The sequence below is a fragment of the Verrucosispora sp. TAA-831 genome (assembly GCF_050780145.1).
Taxonomy (GTDB): domain Bacteria; phylum Actinomycetota; class Actinomycetes; order Mycobacteriales; family Micromonosporaceae; genus Micromonospora.
The window spans coordinates 6,769,406-6,784,987 of record NZ_CP192240.1 but is presented as its reverse complement, the minus strand read 5'-3'; the positions used below and the strand labels follow the sequence as shown (position 1 = coordinate 6,784,987).

The following is a 15,582-nucleotide window of genomic DNA, read 5'->3' as shown; positions in this document are numbered from 1 at the left end:
CTCGCATCACGGATCGTCACGGTGGTCGCCCCGTCAGACGAGACCGCGTACCCTTTGCCGCATGCGTACGCAGCGCCAGGTCGTCGACTACTCGCTTCGAAAGCGAGCGCTGCTGCGTGAACTCCTCGCCGGTCGCGTCGGCACCTATGACCTGTGCGACGCGTCTCCCTACCTGAAGAACGCGGCCCGCTTCCACGGCGAGTCCACCGACCAGCGTTGTCCGATCTGCCGGAGCGAGAACCTTACGCACGTCCATTACATTTATGGCGACGAGCTCAAGCAGTCTGCCGGCCAGGCCCGTACGGTGGCGGAGCTGTCCGTGCTGGCGATGACGCTGCGTGAGTTCCAGGTCTTCGTGGTGGAGGTGTGTCTCGGCTGTGACTGGAACCATCTCGTCGAGCAGTACCTGCTCGGGCGGGACGGGCTGACCGGTGGCGAGTCGGAGCAGGAGGCGTCGGGTGGGGTGGCTGCCGCCAGTGGAGCAGGCGCCCGGCGAAGGCGAGAGGCGCAACGGTGAATCGAGCTCGATCGGCCGGCCCCGGCCGTACTGCACGCGACCGGGGCGACCGACGGCTTGTAGGTCTGAATAGTCCGATTGATTCGGATGTGGCACCACTGTGGCGGCACCCCCGTGCCCCGCGTTCGGGTGTCCCAACTCACGGCAAACCGGTGGCGGTGCGAGTGCGCCCCACCGCGACGGCAGGGTGTGAGGAATGAATTCGTACGGCGATCCCAGCTCCTCGCGCGGACGGGCCCGGATTCCGGGCCAGGACGACCCGGGGCAGGCGGACGACGCGTACCGCTACCCGGGTGGTGAACCGCACGGAGGCAACTGGTCGAGCGGCCCGGAGTCGTCCGGTCCCTCGGCCCGCGCCTCGGTCGGTGGTCGGGCCTCCGTCGGCGGGTCGGCGAGCGTGCCGCCGCGTGGCGGGCCCCCCGCCGGTGCGGCGCCGGTCGGCTCCGTCGGTCGCGCCGGACCCGGCCGGGCCTCGGTGCCGGTCTCGCCGGCCGCACCGGGCCGCGCCTCGGTTCCCGTCTCCCCCGCCCCCGGTCGGTCCGGCCGGGCGTCGGTGCCGGTGAGCCCGGCGCCGGGTGGGCCTGCCGGACGCGCCTCCGTCGGTGCCGCCTCCGTGGGGGCTGCGTCGGCCGGCCGGGCGAGCGTCGGTGCGGCGGCCGTCGGCGGTGGAGGTGGTCGGGCCGCGGTGGCCCGGGCCAGTGTCGGCGGTCCCGGTGGACCCGGCGGGCCTGGCGGCCCGGGTGGTCCGGCCGGTCCCGGTCGTGGTGGTCGCGACCCGAACGCGGTGTCCCGCGCCCGCAAGCGCAAGCGGATGAACATGCTGATCGCCAGCTTCGCGGTGTTCATCATGCTGGCTGGCATCGGCGTCGTCGGATTCACCTACTACTCGACGAACGTGGTGCTGCCCAAGGAGATCCCCCTGCCGCTCTCCACCGCGGTCTATGCCAAGGACGGCAAGAGCGTCGTGGCCAGGCTCGGCAACGAGAACCGGATCTTCGTCACCATCGACAAGATCCCCGAACACGTACAGCATGCCGTCGCCGCCGCCGAGGACCGCAACTTCTACCGGCACTCCGGCGTCGACTACAAGGGCATCGCCCGGGCCGCCTGGAACAACCTCTCCGGCGGAGACCGGCAAGGTGCCTCGACCATCACCCAGCAGTACGCCCGCAATGCCTACGAGAACCTCCAGGACGACAGCTACGGCCGGAAGGTGAAGGAGGCGATCCTCGCCTCCAAGCTGAACGACAACTTCGGCAAAGAGCAGATCATGGAGAACTACCTCAACGTGATCTACTTCGGTCGAGGTGCGTACGGCATCGAGGCGGCGGCACAGACCTACTTCAAGACCACCACGGAGAAGCTCACCCCGGCGCAGGCGGCGGTGCTCGCCGCGCTGATCAAACAGCCGGTCGCCAGCGCCACCCACCAGGGGTACGACCCGGAGGTCAACGAGGTCGACGCCAAGTCCCGGTGGGAGTACGTCATCAACGGCATGGTCGCGGAGGGTTGGCTGGGCGCGCCCGGTAAGCCCGAGCGGCCGACCGAGTACCCGAAGGTCCAGAAGATCAAGAAGGACAACGGGTTCGGCGTCGCCACCCCGGTCGGCAACGTGATCAACTACGTGCGCAAGGAGATGGAGGAGTGGGGTATCTGCTCCAACTCCGGCGCTCCGGACAAGCCGAACTGCGTCACGGAGCTGCGTGAGGGCGGCTACCGGATCACCACCACCATCGACCCGAAGATGCAGAAGGCCCTGGAAGAGGCGGCCCGGCCGGACCGCAAGGGCTCGGTGCTCTACGGGCAGCCGAAGAACCTGATGGCGGCGGCGGTCTCCATCGACCCGAAGACCGGGCGGGTGCTGGCCTACTACGGCGGCAACAGCGGTGCGGACTTCGACTACGCCGGGATGAACACCAACAGCAACGGTGACATCGTCGGCGGTCATCCGCCGGGCTCGTCGTTCAAGGTCTACACGCTGGCGGCGGCGATCGACGAGGGGATCTCGGTCAAGTCGCGCTGGGACGCGACCCCGTTCAAGCCCGAGGGCTACGCCAACGAGATCGTCAACGCCGGCCGCGACGTCCGGCGGAGCTGCAACAAGTCCTGCACGTTGCAGGAGTCGACCGTGCTGTCGTACAACGTGCCGTTCTTCCACATCGCCGAGCAGGTCGGTGAGGACAAGGTCATCGACATCGCCCGCCGGGCCGGCATCCGGACCATCTGGTCCGTCGACCCGCCGAAGCCGTACGACCTGACCAAGAACAAGCCGGAGGAGCTCGGCAAGAAGACGTTCGACCGGGTGATCGGCTTCGGGCAGTACCCGATCACCGTCTTCGACCACGCGAACGGCCTGGCCACGCTCGCCAACAGCGGCAAGTACAACAAGGCCCACTTCGTCCGGGTGGTGGAGAAGCAGAACAAGGCGACCGGCAAGTGGGACAAGGTCGCCGGTGAGAAGCTGACCAAGGGCGGCGGCACGCAGGTGATCAGGTCGGAGGTCGCCGACGAGGTGACCGCCGTGCTCAAGGAGATCCCGGGCCGCAGCAACGCCGGGCTGAGCAACGGCCGGCAGGCGGCCGGCAAGACCGGTACCTGGGAACACAACAACACCGACAAGAACGCACACGCCTGGATGGTCGGCTACGACAAGAACGTCGCCACCGCCGTCTGGGTCGGCAGCCGTGACCCGAAGAAGCCGACCATCGTCGACAAGAACGGCAACAACGTCGGCGGTAGTGGCTTCCCGGCTGCGGTGTGGAAGAAGTACATGGACGACGCCCTCAAGGGCTTCGACCCCAGCGACCTGCCGAACGTGACCGGCGTCGGCGACGACAAACTGGGCAACGGCGAGGAACCGCCACCGCCGCCACCGCCCACGCCGCCGGCCGGGCAGAACAACTGTGACCCGACCGACCTGCCCTGTCTGTTGGAGCGCGGCATCACCGGTGGTCCGGGCAACGGCGGACCCGGTGGCGGCGGACCCGGTGGCGGCAACAACGGTCCAGGTGGGGGCAACCAGTTCGATCCACCGAACAACGGTGGGGGACCGGGTGGTGGCGGCGGTGGTCTGCTGCCACCGAGAAGCACCCGGGACTGACAACCGGTCCACGTGGTGGGCGGTCCGAACCTCGTTCGGGCCGCCCACGCGGCGCTCATGGCCCCTGGTCGATCGGCGTCCGTCGACGGCTGATCCGTGGGCGGTGCCGTGGTTCGGCTTCTGTGCGGTCAACTGATACGGCAGGATGCACGGTCATGAGCACCCAGTCGACGCCCGGCATCGATGAACCCGGTGTCCCCGACCACCCGTCCCGCTCCGACGGTTTCGTGCGGGGTCTCTCCGGGCTGATCGGCGGCCCGCTCGGTGACCACGCCACCGCACGCGACCGCCAGAGCGGCTCGGAGCGCCGATTCTGGACGGCCGTACGCATCGTTCTGGCGCTCACCTGCCTGACCCTGGCCCTGCACTGGGTGCAGAAGTCGCCCTGCCAGGACGGCGCATGGGTGGACAACAAGCAGTACACCCGCTTCTGCTACACCGACGTGCTGGCGCTCTACTACGCGGAGCGGCTCCACGAGGGTGCCGTGCCCTACCGGGACCACCCGGTCGAGTACCCGGTGCTGACCGGGTACTTCATGGGGGCACTGGGACTGCCCGTGCACGCCGTGGGCGAGGGCAACCCGCAGATCAACCAGGGGCAGTGGTTCTACAACCTGAACGTGCTCGTGCTCGGGGCGCTGGCGGTGGCCACCGTGGCGGTGCTGCTGTCGCTACGCCGACGACGACCCTGGGACGCCGCACTCTTCGCGTTGGCCCCCGCACTGCTGATCACCGCCACCGTCAACTGGGACCTGCTCGCCATCGGACTGGGCGCGTTCGGGCTGCTGGCCTGGGCACGCAGCCGACCCGTCCTGGCCGGGATCCTGCTCGGGCTGGCCGGGGCGGCGAAGATGTGGCCACTGTTCATCCTCGGCCCGATCCTGGTGCTCGCGTTCCGCACCGCCCGGCTCCGCCCGGCGTTCACCGCGATCGGGGCGGCGGTGGTCACCGTGCTGGCGGTGAACCTGCCGGTGGCGATACCGGAAGCCACCAGGGACGGCTGGAAACGCTTCTTCGAACTCAACACCGAGCGCCCGATCGACTGGGGCACGCTGTGGTACATCGGTCGCTACCTGGACGGCAAGGTCGGTGACCCGGCGAGCATGGGTCCCTTCCAGTGGCTCGACGCCAACATCCCCGTGCTCAACAACCTGTCGTACGTGCTCTTCGGACTGGCCTGCCTCGGCATCGGCGCACTCGGGCTGCTGGCGCCGCGTCGACCCCGACTCGGCCAACTCGCCTTCCTGGTGGTCGCCGTCTTCCTGATCTTCAGCAAGGTCTGGTCGCAGCAATTCGTCCTCTGGCTGCTGCCGCTGGTGGTGCTGGCCCGGCCCAAGTGGGGTGCGTTTCTCGCCTGGCAGGCCGCCGAACTCTGCTACTTCGTCGCGTTCTACGGCCAACTGCTCGGGGCCTCCACCGGCCGACCGGTCTTCCCCGAGGGCGTCTTCGTGCTGGCCGCCGGCCTGCGACTGACCACGGTGGTGGTCCTGTGCGTGCTCGTGATCCGGGAGATCCTGCACCCCGAACGGGACGCGGTCCGCAGCACCTACCCGGACGACCCGGACGGCGGTGTGATCGACGGCGCTCCCGACGCGCCCTGGCTGGACCGATGGCGAAGCCGCCGCACCACCACCGATCCCGCCCCGGTCCCTGTCACCACCGGTTGACCGTCACCGGCCCACTCAGAGACGGAAGACGACGACCGAGCCGATTTCCTCACGGGTGATGCCGAGCCCGTCGACCGGCGCGTCGATGCTGATCTCCCAGGGCGTGCCGACGACCTGGTCCCGCAGGATCAGGACGTTCTGCACGCCCAGGGTGCGCAGGTAGTCGACGCTGGTCTGGTCGGGGAAGGCCATCGTGACCCGGCGGACGTCGTCCAACTGTCGTGGGACGAAGCCGCTGCCGCCGTTGACGACCTGCTGGAACCGCGAGGTCGACCAGAGCATCACCGGCTGGTCGTGGCCCTGACTGCTGGGCAGCACCAGCATCGGACCGTCGACTTCACGCATCGCGGCGGGCTGCGACGGCACCACCGGCTGCGGGGTGGTGTTCGTCCCCTCGGCGAGGACCAGGAACAGCGGGACCAGCGTGGCCAACCGCAGCCACGGGCTCGGCCAGGACGGGATCCGCTCGGCGGAGATCTCTCGTACCCGCTCGGCGAAGGCGCTGACCGCACCCGCCGCGAGCAGCCCCAACAGCAGGGTGGTCCAGAGCATCAGCCGTCCCGGCGTACGGATGCCGTTCCAGCCGGGCAGATGCTCGAAGAGCGGTACGTAGGTGTACGTGCCGCCGAAGAACTCGGTGCCCATGGCCAACACCATTGTGACCAGCACGCCGAGGAACAGCAGCAGACGCTGGCGGGCGGTCCAGATCGAGAAGAACAGACCACCGGCGGCCAGCGCGTACAGCACGAAGCCGGGTAGCAGCGTCATCTCCGGGTGCCAGGGCAGGATCGCCCGCGCACCCTCGTGCAACTCGCCCCAGACGCGGGACTCGCCGGGAGCGGTGACGAAACCGGTCAGCGGTGGTGAGAAGACGGCGATGTCGCCGATGGAGCGCTCCGCGTGCGGGTGGAGCTGGGTCACCGTGAAGTACGGGATGGCCAGCAGGATGCCGACCCCGGCGAAGATCAGGCCGCCGATCAGGTCGGCGGTCAGCAGCCGCTGACCGAACGGCCGCTTCACCCGCCAGAAGATGCGCTTGGCGTACCAGACGACGCCTGCCACCACGACAGTGCCGGCGAGGACGTACGCGAACGGTAGGCCGATGCCGAAACCGAGACTCAACTGCCAGGCGGCGACCAGCCAACCGGTGTACACCCAACCGGGGCTACGGCGTTCGGGCCGGTAGCCGTGCCGCAGCGACCAGCCGTGGCCCCGCGCGAGCATGGCCAGTGCGAGCGGGATGCCACCGTTGGAGATCACGTGCAGGTGACCGGCCTGCGCCAGCAACCACGGCGCGTAGGTGTAGCTGACCCCGGCCACCGCCGACCCGATCCGGCTCGCACCGAGCTGTCGCGCCAGCACGTACGCGCCGAACGTGGCGAGCGCGTGGGCCAGCACGAACATGATGTTGTAGCGCAGAAGGGCGTGCTCGGGGCCGGTCCCGATCATGCCTGCCGGGGCGTACCCGAGCAGCGTGTCGGAGAACGCGAAGCTCCACCGCTCCGGGAAGAACGTGTTGGCGTGCCAGAGCTGCGCCGGGTCGGTCTTTAGGATGTGTCCCGACCAGGCCATCTGCCATGCCTGCAGGCTCGGGTCCCAGTAGTCCTGCGGCAGGGTGTGCCGTGGATAGCGCAGCGTCGGCCAGGTCATCAACACGGCCAGTGCCAGCGATCCGAGGGCGGCCAGGGTCCACTCGTGGATGGCGAATCGGCCGAGACGGCGACCGATTCGTCCGTACCAGGTGGGTACCGGCACGGGTGCCGGCCCGAAGGCGGCCCACGGGTCCGCCTTCTCGTCGTCCGGGGCGCCCTTGTCGTCCTTCTCCTCGTCCGAGTCGCCGGTGTCCTTGTCGGTCGCGACCTTGTCGATCCCGTCCTTGCTCGTCGCGTCCTTGCTCGTCGCGTCCTTGCTCGTCGCGTCCTTGCTCGTCGCGTCCTTGCTCGTCGCGTCCATGCTCGCTTCGGACTTGTTGGCCGAGTCCTTGCCGTCGGCGGTGTCCTTGCTGCCGGTCGCGCCCGGATCCGCGCCGAGGGCAGCGTCCTTGTCGGACACGCTCTTGCCGTCGAGGGCCTTCTGGCCGCCGGGCGACACCTTCGCGTCCTCACCGGCGGTGGCATGGTCGGCCGTGCCTTCGTCGGCGGTCACGCCCTTGCTCTCGGCGGCGCTGTCGGAAGGACCAGCCCCGGCGGTCGTGCCTTCGTCGGCGGTCACGCCCGCCCGGGCGGGCGTGACCTCGTCCGCGTCGCTTGTCGCCTTGCTCGCACCGGCGGGGGTCTTCCCGGATTCGCCGCTGTCGGCCCCTGCGTTCGTGGCCGTCGTGTTCGGCGGCATCTCGGTGGATGCGCGGGAGGTCGGCGGCTCGGCCGCAGCGCCGTCCTGCGGGGCCGACTGTGAGCCGCCGGTGGCGGACTGATCCGTGGTCATTCCGCCGACGCCTCCGGGCCGAGTTGACCACGCAGGAAGGCGATGTCGCCGCTCTGGCCGTCGGCACCGCCGGGGGTCTCCACGATGACCGGGGCGTCGGCGGCCCGGACCACGGCCACCAGGAGGTCCGGTTCGATGGTGCCGCCGCGCAGGTTGTCGTGGCGGTCCCGGCCCGAGTCGAACGCGTCCTTGGAGTTGTTGGCGTGCACCAGGTCGACCCGTCCGGTGATCGCCTTCACGCGGTCGACCAGGCCGAGGAGTTCCTCGCCACCCGCGTGCGCATGACAGGTGTCGAGACAGAAGCCCACGTCGTACGCGCCGATGACGTCCCAGAGCCGGGCGAGCGCGTCGAGTCGACGGGCGCAGGCGTTCTCGCCGCCGGCCGTGTTCTCGATCAGCACCGGCAGCCCGAAACCACCGGAGTCGGCTGCGTAGGCCAGGGCCTTGCGCCAGTTCTCGATGCCGCTGGCCGGATCGTCACCCGCGTTGACGTGACCACCGTGCACCACCAGCCCCCTGGCCCCGATCGCCGTGGCGGCCCGGGCGTGGGCGAGCAGCAGCTTCCGGCTCGGGATACGGATGCGGTTGTTGCCGGTGGCGACGTTGACCACGTACGGCGCGTGCACGTAGACCTCCACCTCGGCGGCGCGCAGCCGTTCGGCGTCCGCACGGGGCTGTGGGGCCTTCCAACCCTGGGGGTCGGAGAGGAAGAACTGCACGGCGTCGGCCGTTCGGGCGGTCGCCTCCGCCAGCGGGTCGGTCGGATCGACGTGGGCTCCGATACGCATGCAGGGGAGCCTACGTCCCGGGACCGACGGTCGGGGTGACGCCCACCGGCCCGACGGCGTCACCGCACCCGCCGGAACTCGTTGATACCGATGGATCCGGCGCTTCGGACGTTCCTGATCCCGGTGTCGGCGGACCGGCCGCCTGTCGATGTCCGACCGCACCCGGTCGGGTGTATCGGCACGGCAGGACGTCGACGGCTGTCGACAGAGAAAAATGTCGGTAATTCTGGGATTTGCCCCATGAAGAGCTGACTTCCGGGATATCGTCAAGTAACAACGTGATAAAGCTCCGCGGGGCGTCTTCCGTCCAACCTCATCGGTGTGGTCGTTCCTCCCCAGGTCCCACCCAAGGAATGCGGACGGGGCGCCCCGCGGTCCCGTGACCGGGGGTCCGGGTCGACAGCGACGTCGACGCGGACCCCCGGTTCGCTGTGCCGGTCACCTCGGTGATGGTGATCGTCCGGGCCGGGTATCCTGGTCCGGTTGTCCGCTCCCGGTCGGGTTCCCCCGGTGCGGGGCGGGCCACGACGCACGACCTCCTGCCACGGAAGGACCGTGGCCGCTTAGCCCACAGGAGGTGAGCACGTCTTGCGTCATTACGAGATCATGGTGATCCTCGACCCCAGCCTCGAGGAGCGCACCGTCGCCCCGTCGCTCGACACGTACCTGAACGTGATCAGGACCGCGGGTGGCTCGGTGGAGAAGACCGACGTGTGGGGCCGCCGGCGCCTCGCGTACGAGATCAACAAGAAGGCCGAGGGCATCTACGCCGTCGTCGACCTTCAGGCGTCGCCCGAGGCGGTGGCCGAGCTGGACCGCCAGCTACGTCTCAACGAGTCCGTGCTGCGCACCAAGGTCATCCGGCCGGAGATGCGCTAAGCAATCCACCAAGCCCCACCCGGAACAGCCTCACCCGTGCTGTCGGAGGGTTCTGAGAACCTGTACGCCGGAACGGTTGAGTGCGCGAGGAGTTGGTCATGGCAGGAGACACCACCATCACGGTCATCGGCAACCTGACCGATGACCCCGAGTTGCGGTTCACCCCCTCGGGGGCAGCCGTCGCCAAGTTCCGGGTCGCCTCGACGCCCCGGTACATGGACCGGCAGTCCAACGAGTGGAAGGACGGCGAGCCCTTGTTCCTCGCGTGCACCGTCTGGCGTCAGGCCGCGGAGCACGTGGCGGAGTCGTTGCAGCGCGGTGCCCGCGTGATCGTGTCGGGCCGGCTACGCCAGCGGTCCTACGAGACCCGCGAGGGCGAGAAGCGCACCGTCATCGAGCTGGAGGTCGACGAGATCGGCCCGTCTCTGCGCTACGCCACGGCGAAGGTGCAGAAGATGTCCCGCTCCGGCGGTAGCGGCGGCGGCTTCGGCGGCAGTGGCAGCGGCGGTGGTGGTGGCCAGGGCGGCGGCGGAGGCAACTTCGACGACCCCTGGGCTTCGGCCGCACCAGCCCCCTCCCGTTCGGGTGGCGGCAACTTCGACGAGGAGCCTCCGTTCTAATGGCGCCGAGCGCCCGTGATCGTAAACCAGGAGCAAGAGCAATGGCGAAGGCTGCGGCACTGCGCAAGCCGAAGAAGAAGGTGAACCCGCTCGACAAGGACGGGATCACCTACATCGATTACAAGGACACCGCGCTGCTGCGCAAGTTCATCTCCGACCGCGGCAAGATCCGCGCTCGGCGGGTGACCGGCGTGACCTCGCAGCAGCAGCGGCAGATCGCCCGTGCGGTCAAGAACGCCCGTGAGATGGCGCTCCTGCCGTACACCGCCACGGCCCGCTGAGAGGAGGCGCCGACATGAAGATCATCCTGACTCAGGAGGTGTCCGGGCTCGGCACCCCCGGCGACATCGTCGAGGTCAAGAACGGCTACGGCCGTAACTACCTGCTCCCGCAGGGCTTCGCGATCGCCTGGACCAAGGGCGCGGAGAAGCAGGTCACGCTGATCAAGCGGGCCCGCTCGGCACGGGAGATCCGCGATCTGGGCCACGCCAACGAGGTGAAGGGCCAGCTCGAAGGTCTCAAGGTCAACCTGAAGGCCCGGGCCGGCGACGGTGGCCGACTCTTCGGCTCGGTCACCTCCGCCGAGATCGTCGACGCCGTCAAGGCGGCCGGCGGCCCGGCACTCGACCGGCGTCGGCTGGAGCTTCCCGGCCACATCAAGTCGATCGGGTCGCACCCGGTGCGGGTCAAGCTGCACCCCGAGGTGACCGCTACGTTCAACCTCAACGTCGTGCAGGGCTGAACCCCGCTGACGTAACCGACAGGGCCCGCACCGGCGACCGGTGCGGGCCCTGTCGCATGCGCGTACCCAGCCGACGGGCCAGCGCGCGTCGACCCGTCAGCCGATCGGTTGGCCCGTCACCGCACTGATCATCACGGTGGACAGACCCCCACCCACCACGGCAGCGGCCAGCGCCACCGTGGTCGACCGCCACGTCGTACCCACCCGGCGCAGCAACATCGCCACCGCCAGGCTGCTCATCAACGCCAACCCGAAGCGGGGCAACCCACCCACCATCGCGCCGAACGCCCGCGCCCGCGGCGAATCACAGCCGCCGCCACTGATGTCGGTCACACAACCCGTCGGCGGCGCCCCGTCGAGCGTCAACAGCCACACGAAGATCACCGCCGCCGGCAGCAGATAACAGGCCGCGGTGTACAGCAACGGCAACCACGGACCACCCGGATCCGGATCGAGCAGATCGTCCTCCAGCCGCCGGTTCCAGCTTCCGGAACCGACCGCCTCGATCCGCCGCCGTACCGCCGCCATCCCGACCGGTCGCGGCGGAGCCGCCGCGGGCGACGAGCGCCGCCGCGTCGCGGACCGCGGCCGAGGCGCGGTGTACCCGACCACCGGCGACCGAGGCGCCGCCTCGGGCGCGTCCACCCACCGCGGATCGTCACCGGCCAGACGCGTACCCGGCCAGAAGGGCTCCCGCGCCGGCTCCGGCTCAGCCCGCTCCGACCAGGACCACTGCCCGGCACCCGAGGTCGCCGGAGCAGCCCCGGACCGAGGCACATCCGTCCGATCCCACCGGTCCGGCTCGGAGTAACCGGCCCACCGCTCCGATGGCCGCTCCCCATCCCGTTCCCGTGGTTCCGGAGCCGGCCCGGGCTCCGGCTCCGAGAAGCGATCCCACTGGCCGGTGCTGTCCGGCTCGCGCCACGGATCCGAACCCGCCGCCTGAAGCCACTGACTCGTGCTGTCCGCGTCCCACGGATCCGCCGACGTGGGCTCCACCCGGCGAGCGTCGACCGCCGACCGGTCCCACGCATGCAGGCCGGACGCGTCCCACGGATCCACCGCCGGCTGCTGGTACTCCGGCTCGGCGACCCGCTCCGCACCCCGCTGCCACGGGTCGACCGCAGGCGTCGCAGGCTCCGCCGCACGCCGCCGACGCCGGGTGGGCGGCTCGACGGCCGGTTCGGACCCGCCAGACTCGCCGTCCTCCTCCGCAAGCCCCGACCAGGTCACCTGACGGCGCTGCGACTGGGCGCGACGCGGCCGACTCTGCGGCGTCACACCCGAGACCGGGTCGTCGTCCTCGGCGCGACGACTACCGACGTACCCCTCTTCCTGTGGCCGGTCGAACGTCCACTCGCGGGTGTGATCGGACTCCGGGAGGGCCGCGGCCCGCGACGTGGGCTCACGCCGGCCCGACTCACCGGCACGGCGACCCCGGCCACCCTCCGCCGAGCGCCGACCGCCCGCGTAGCGCGGCCGCTCGACCTCGTCGTCATCGTCCGGAGCGGCGTGCCGCCCGCCACCGTCGACACTGCGGACGCCGGACTCCAGAGCCCACCGCGGCAGGTACGGCTCGGCCGGCTCGTCCTGGCCACGCTCGGCGGCCCGACGCCGACTCGGGGTGCGGTACCGCTCGACCGCGGAGTCGTACCGCTCGTCCGGGTCCCGTTCCACGGGCTCGGCCCACGAAGCGGTCGGCCGCTCACGCGGGCCGTCCTCCCCGCGTACCCAGTCCCGGTAACTCACGGCCGGAGCGTGACCCTTCTCAACCGAAAGCGCAATCCGCTGTCCAGGTGTAGCCGTAGGGCACCGATCCTACGGGACGTTCAGGACAAAGCCCTACCCGGAAATTCCTGTCCACAGGCTGGGGACGATACCTGTCCAGCTCAACGCCGTGAGCCGCACTGTTCCCCAGGAGTTATCCACATGCTGTGCACACGCTGCGCACATGTCAGTCCACCGCCATCCACAGGTTGTCCCGAGGCTCGTCCACCGGCCTGGTTGAGTGGCTGACCTCGGTTTCCGTATCGTTAGCCCCCGACCCGCCGCCAGATGCCCCCGATCGACGGCCGGTCGACCGTCACACCCCGGGCGGTGAGCCCGGAAACGATCCGACGCAGTGGAGGGGGGCCCGGTGTCGGTCACGGATGACATGCGGACAGAGTCGTTTCCCAACGGCGGGCAGCAGTCCGGCCCGCCACCGCGCGACGGCCAGTTCGACAAGACGCCCCCCCAGGACGTCGCGGCCGAGCAGTGTGTCCTGGGCGGCATGCTGCTGTCCAAGGACGCCATCGCCGACGTCGTCGAGATCCTGAAGACCAACGACTTCTACCGGCCGGTGCACGCCACCATCTTCGACATCATCCTGGAGATCTACGGCCGGGGTGAACCCGCCGACGCGATCACCGTCGCGGCGGCGCTCGCCGACTCCGGCGACCTGGCCCGGATCGGCGGCGCACCGTACCTGCACACGCTGATCGCGAGCGTGCCGACCGCGGCGAACGCCGCGTACTACGCGCGCATCGTCAGCGAGCGGGCCGTACTCCGGCGGCTGGTCGAGGCCGGCACCAGGATCGTCCAACTCGGATACGGCACCGGAGGCGGCGGCACTCGCGACGTCGACGACGTCGTCGATCTGGCCCAGCAGGCCGTCTACGACGTGACCGAGCGCCGCGTCAGCGAGGACTTCGCCGTCCTGGCCGACATGCTGCAACCGACGCTGGACGAGATCGAGGCCGTCGGCGCGCAGGGCGGCGTGATGACCGGCGTACCCACCGGATTCACCGATCTGGACCGCCTGCTCAACGGCCTGCACGCCGGCCAATTGATCATTGTGGCAGGCCGCCCGGGTTTGGGTAAATCTACGGCAAGTATGGATTTTGCCCGAAATGCAGCGATTAGGGCCAATCATGCCTCAGCCATCTTCTCGCTGGAAATGAGCAAGGTCGAGATCGTCATGCGGTTGCTCTCGGCCGAAGCACGGGTGCCGTTGCACGTGCTGCGCAGTGGGCAACTCTCCGACGACGACTGGACGAAGCTCGCCCGGTGCATGGGTGAGATCAGTGAGGCGCCACTCTTCGTGGACGACACGCCGAGCATGAACCTGATGGAGATCCGGGCCAAGGCCCGTCGACTCAAGCAGCGGCACGACCTCAAGCTGATCGTGGTCGACTATCTCCAACTGATGACCTCACCGAAACGCACCGAGAGCCGTCAGCAGGAGGTCGCGGACCTGTCCCGAGGCCTGAAGCTGCTGGCCAAGGAGGTCGAGTGTCCGGTCATCGCGGTCAGTCAGCTAAACCGTGGCCCCGAACAACGCACCGACAAGCGCCCCCAGTTGTCCGACCTGCGGGAGAGCGGCTGCCTGACCGCCGAGACGAGGCTCATCCGGGCCGACGACAACTCAGAGGTCACACTCGGTCAGCTCCTGGCCGGCGATGCGAAGGACGTTCCGGTCTGGGCACTCGACGAGAGCCTGCGGTACACGCCACGGACGATGACGCACGTCTTCCCGAGCGGCCATCGCGAGGTGTTTCGGTTGACGCTGACGTCCGGCAAGCAGGTCGACGCCACGGCAAACCATCCCTTCCTTACATTCGCCGGTTGGGTTCCGCTCGGTGAGTTGACCCCGGGGATGCGTCTCGCGACGCCTCGGCACGTACCCCCGCCCTTGGCCGTCCGACCCATGGCCGAGGAAGAGGTGGTGCTTCTGGCGCACCTACTCGGCGACGGTTCATTCGTGCGACGTCAACCCATTCGCTACGCGAGCGTCGACGAGGCGAACCTACAGGCGGTGTCGGAGGCTGCGAAGTACTTCGGTGTCACGGCGGTACGCGACGACCATCCGACGGTGCGAGTCACGACTCTTCGACTTCCCGCTCCGTACCCGCTCGCCCATGGGCGACGTAATCCGATCGCCGAGTGGTTGGACGGGTTCGGACTCTTCGGATGCAGGTCGTACGAGACGTTCGTGCCGCAGCGCCTGTTCGGGTTGCCCAAGGAGCAGGTCACCCTCTTTCTTCGGCACATCTGGGCGACTGACGGGTCAGTGCACGTCAACAAGTCCGGTCAGGATGGGCGGATCTACTTCACGTCGACCAGTCGGCGGATGTTGGAGGACATCTCCCGTCTCCTGCTCAGATACGGCATCACTGCCCGGCTGAAGACGGTGCCGGTGACCCGGCATCGCCCGCAGTACACCCTCGACATTTCCGGGCGGGACGACCAACTGCGGTTCCTGCGCGAGATCGGTGTGCACGGGGCCAGGGCGGCGAAGTGCGACGCCCTGCTCGCCATCCTGGCGGAGACCACCGCCAACACCAACGTCGACACCGTGCCGCGCGAGGTCTGGGATCGGGTACGCGAGATTCTTGTCGAGAATGGCATGAGTCATCGTGACTTCGCCAAGGCCATCGGCACCCCGTTCGGCGGGAGTGCGTTGTGGAAGCGTGCACCGAGTCGTTCCCGACTGGCGAACATCGCTCGGGTCCTCGACGCCGCCGACCTGGACCTGCATGCCACGAACGACGTCTTCTGGGACGAGGTCGTGTCGATCGAGTCGATCGGTGAGCAGGATGTCTTCGACGCGACCGTGCTTGGTACGCACAACTTCATCGCCAACGGCATCGCCGCCCACAATTCGATCGAGCAAGATGCCGACGTTGTCATTCTTCTGCACCGGGACGACTACTACGACAAGGAATCGCCTCGTGCTGGAGAGGCGGATTTCATTGTTGCCAAGCATCGGAATGGGCCGACCGACACGGTGACCGTGGCTGCCCAACTGCACCTGTCGAGATTCGTCGACATGGCCATCGTCTGAGCCGTCCGAGAACCGGCTCA

The 15,582-nt window shown here is 69.0% G+C and carries 11 protein-coding genes; 8 read left to right on the top strand and 3 right to left on the bottom strand.

The window, feature by feature from the left end:
* The first annotated feature begins 61 nt into the window (after positions 1-61).
* The 3 genes from ACQVFL_RS30190 to ACQVFL_RS30180 all read left to right on the top strand — a co-directional run bounded on the left by ACQVFL_RS30190 (position 62) and on the right by ACQVFL_RS30180 (position 5,284).
* The gene (locus ACQVFL_RS30190; RefSeq protein ID WP_396697499.1) at positions 62-517 is read left to right on the top strand and encodes a DUF5318 domain-containing protein; all 456 of its coding nucleotides are present in this window, start codon (positions 62-64) and stop codon (positions 515-517) included.
* A 196-nt stretch (positions 518-713) separates the two neighbouring features.
* The gene (locus tag ACQVFL_RS30185) at positions 714-3,617 is read left to right on the top strand and encodes a transglycosylase domain-containing protein (protein WP_396697497.1); all 2,904 of its coding nucleotides are present in this window, start codon (positions 714-716) and stop codon (positions 3,615-3,617) included.
* A gap of 155 nt (positions 3,618-3,772) precedes the next feature.
* Positions 3,773-5,284 (top strand): glycosyltransferase family 87 protein, encoded by a 1,512-nt coding sequence (locus ACQVFL_RS30180; RefSeq protein ID WP_396697495.1) that lies wholly within the window; start codon positions 3,773-3,775, stop codon positions 5,282-5,284.
* Between the two features lie 15 nt (positions 5,285-5,299).
* Here ACQVFL_RS30180 and ACQVFL_RS30175 read toward each other — a convergent pair whose 3' ends face one another.
* Positions 5,300-7,708 (bottom strand): hypothetical protein, encoded by a 2,409-nt coding sequence (locus ACQVFL_RS30175; RefSeq protein ID WP_431728148.1) that lies wholly within the window; start codon positions 7,706-7,708, stop codon positions 5,300-5,302.
* Positions 7,705-8,496, bottom strand: coding sequence for a deoxyribonuclease IV (locus ACQVFL_RS30170; RefSeq protein WP_431728147.1), 792 nt, complete (start codon positions 8,494-8,496; stop codon positions 7,705-7,707). Before ACQVFL_RS30170 ends, ACQVFL_RS30175 begins: the two co-directional genes overlap by 4 nt.
* Positions 8,497-9,084: 588 nt before the next feature.
* Here ACQVFL_RS30170 and rpsF point away from each other — a divergent pair.
* The 4 genes from rpsF to rplI all read left to right on the top strand — a co-directional run bounded on the left by rpsF (position 9,085) and on the right by rplI (position 10,737).
* A complete protein-coding gene (gene rpsF, locus ACQVFL_RS30165) occupies positions 9,085-9,375 on the top strand; it encodes a 30S ribosomal protein S6 (RefSeq protein WP_117228245.1) in 291 nt (96 codons plus the stop codon).
* Positions 9,376-9,455: 80 nt separating this feature from the next.
* On the top strand, positions 9,456-9,995 hold the full coding sequence (locus ACQVFL_RS30160; RefSeq protein WP_350698000.1) for a single-stranded DNA-binding protein: 540 nt from the start codon (positions 9,456-9,458) through the stop codon (positions 9,993-9,995).
* A gap of 41 nt (positions 9,996-10,036) precedes the next feature.
* The gene (gene rpsR, locus ACQVFL_RS30155; RefSeq protein WP_007073789.1) at positions 10,037-10,276 is read left to right on the top strand and encodes a 30S ribosomal protein S18; all 240 of its coding nucleotides are present in this window, start codon (positions 10,037-10,039) and stop codon (positions 10,274-10,276) included.
* A gap of 14 nt (positions 10,277-10,290) precedes the next feature.
* Positions 10,291-10,737, top strand: coding sequence for a 50S ribosomal protein L9 (gene rplI / locus ACQVFL_RS30150; RefSeq protein ID WP_117228246.1), 447 nt, complete (start codon positions 10,291-10,293; stop codon positions 10,735-10,737).
* Between the two features lie 96 nt (positions 10,738-10,833).
* On the opposite strand, the gene ACQVFL_RS30145 is transcribed toward rplI, so the two are convergent.
* The gene (locus ACQVFL_RS30145) at positions 10,834-12,486 is read right to left on the bottom strand and encodes a hypothetical protein (RefSeq protein ID WP_431728146.1); all 1,653 of its coding nucleotides are present in this window, start codon (positions 12,484-12,486) and stop codon (positions 10,834-10,836) included.
* A gap of 373 nt (positions 12,487-12,859) precedes the next feature.
* Between ACQVFL_RS30145 and ACQVFL_RS30140 the strand changes: the two genes are divergently transcribed.
* Entirely contained in the window at positions 12,860-15,562 is a 2,703-nt protein-coding gene (locus tag ACQVFL_RS30140) for a replicative DNA helicase (protein ID WP_431728145.1), read from the top strand.
* Positions 15,563-15,582: the final 20 nt, after the last annotated feature.

What these genes read in the sequence shown, in the direction of transcription:
- ACQVFL_RS30185 (WP_396697497.1), top strand. Translation starts at nt 714, where the DNA reads ATGAATTCGTACGGCGATCCCAGCTCCTCGCGCGGACGGGCCCGGATT.
- rpsR (WP_007073789.1), top strand. Translation starts at nt 10,037, where the DNA reads ATGGCGAAGGCTGCGGCACTGCGCAAGCCGAAGAAGAAGGTGAACCCG.
- ACQVFL_RS30180 (WP_396697495.1), top strand. Translation starts at nt 3,773, where the DNA reads ATGAGCACCCAGTCGACGCCCGGCATCGATGAACCCGGTGTCCCCGAC.
- ACQVFL_RS30190 (WP_396697499.1), top strand. Translation starts at nt 62, where the DNA reads ATGCGTACGCAGCGCCAGGTCGTCGACTACTCGCTTCGAAAGCGAGCG.
- rplI (WP_117228246.1), top strand. Translation starts at nt 10,291, where the DNA reads ATGAAGATCATCCTGACTCAGGAGGTGTCCGGGCTCGGCACCCCCGGC.
- ACQVFL_RS30175 (WP_431728148.1), bottom strand. Translation starts at nt 7,708, where the DNA reads ATGACCACGGATCAGTCCGCCACCGGCGGCTCACAGTCGGCCCCGCAG.
- ACQVFL_RS30170 (WP_431728147.1), bottom strand. Translation starts at nt 8,496, where the DNA reads ATGCGTATCGGAGCCCACGTCGATCCGACCGACCCGCTGGCGGAGGCG.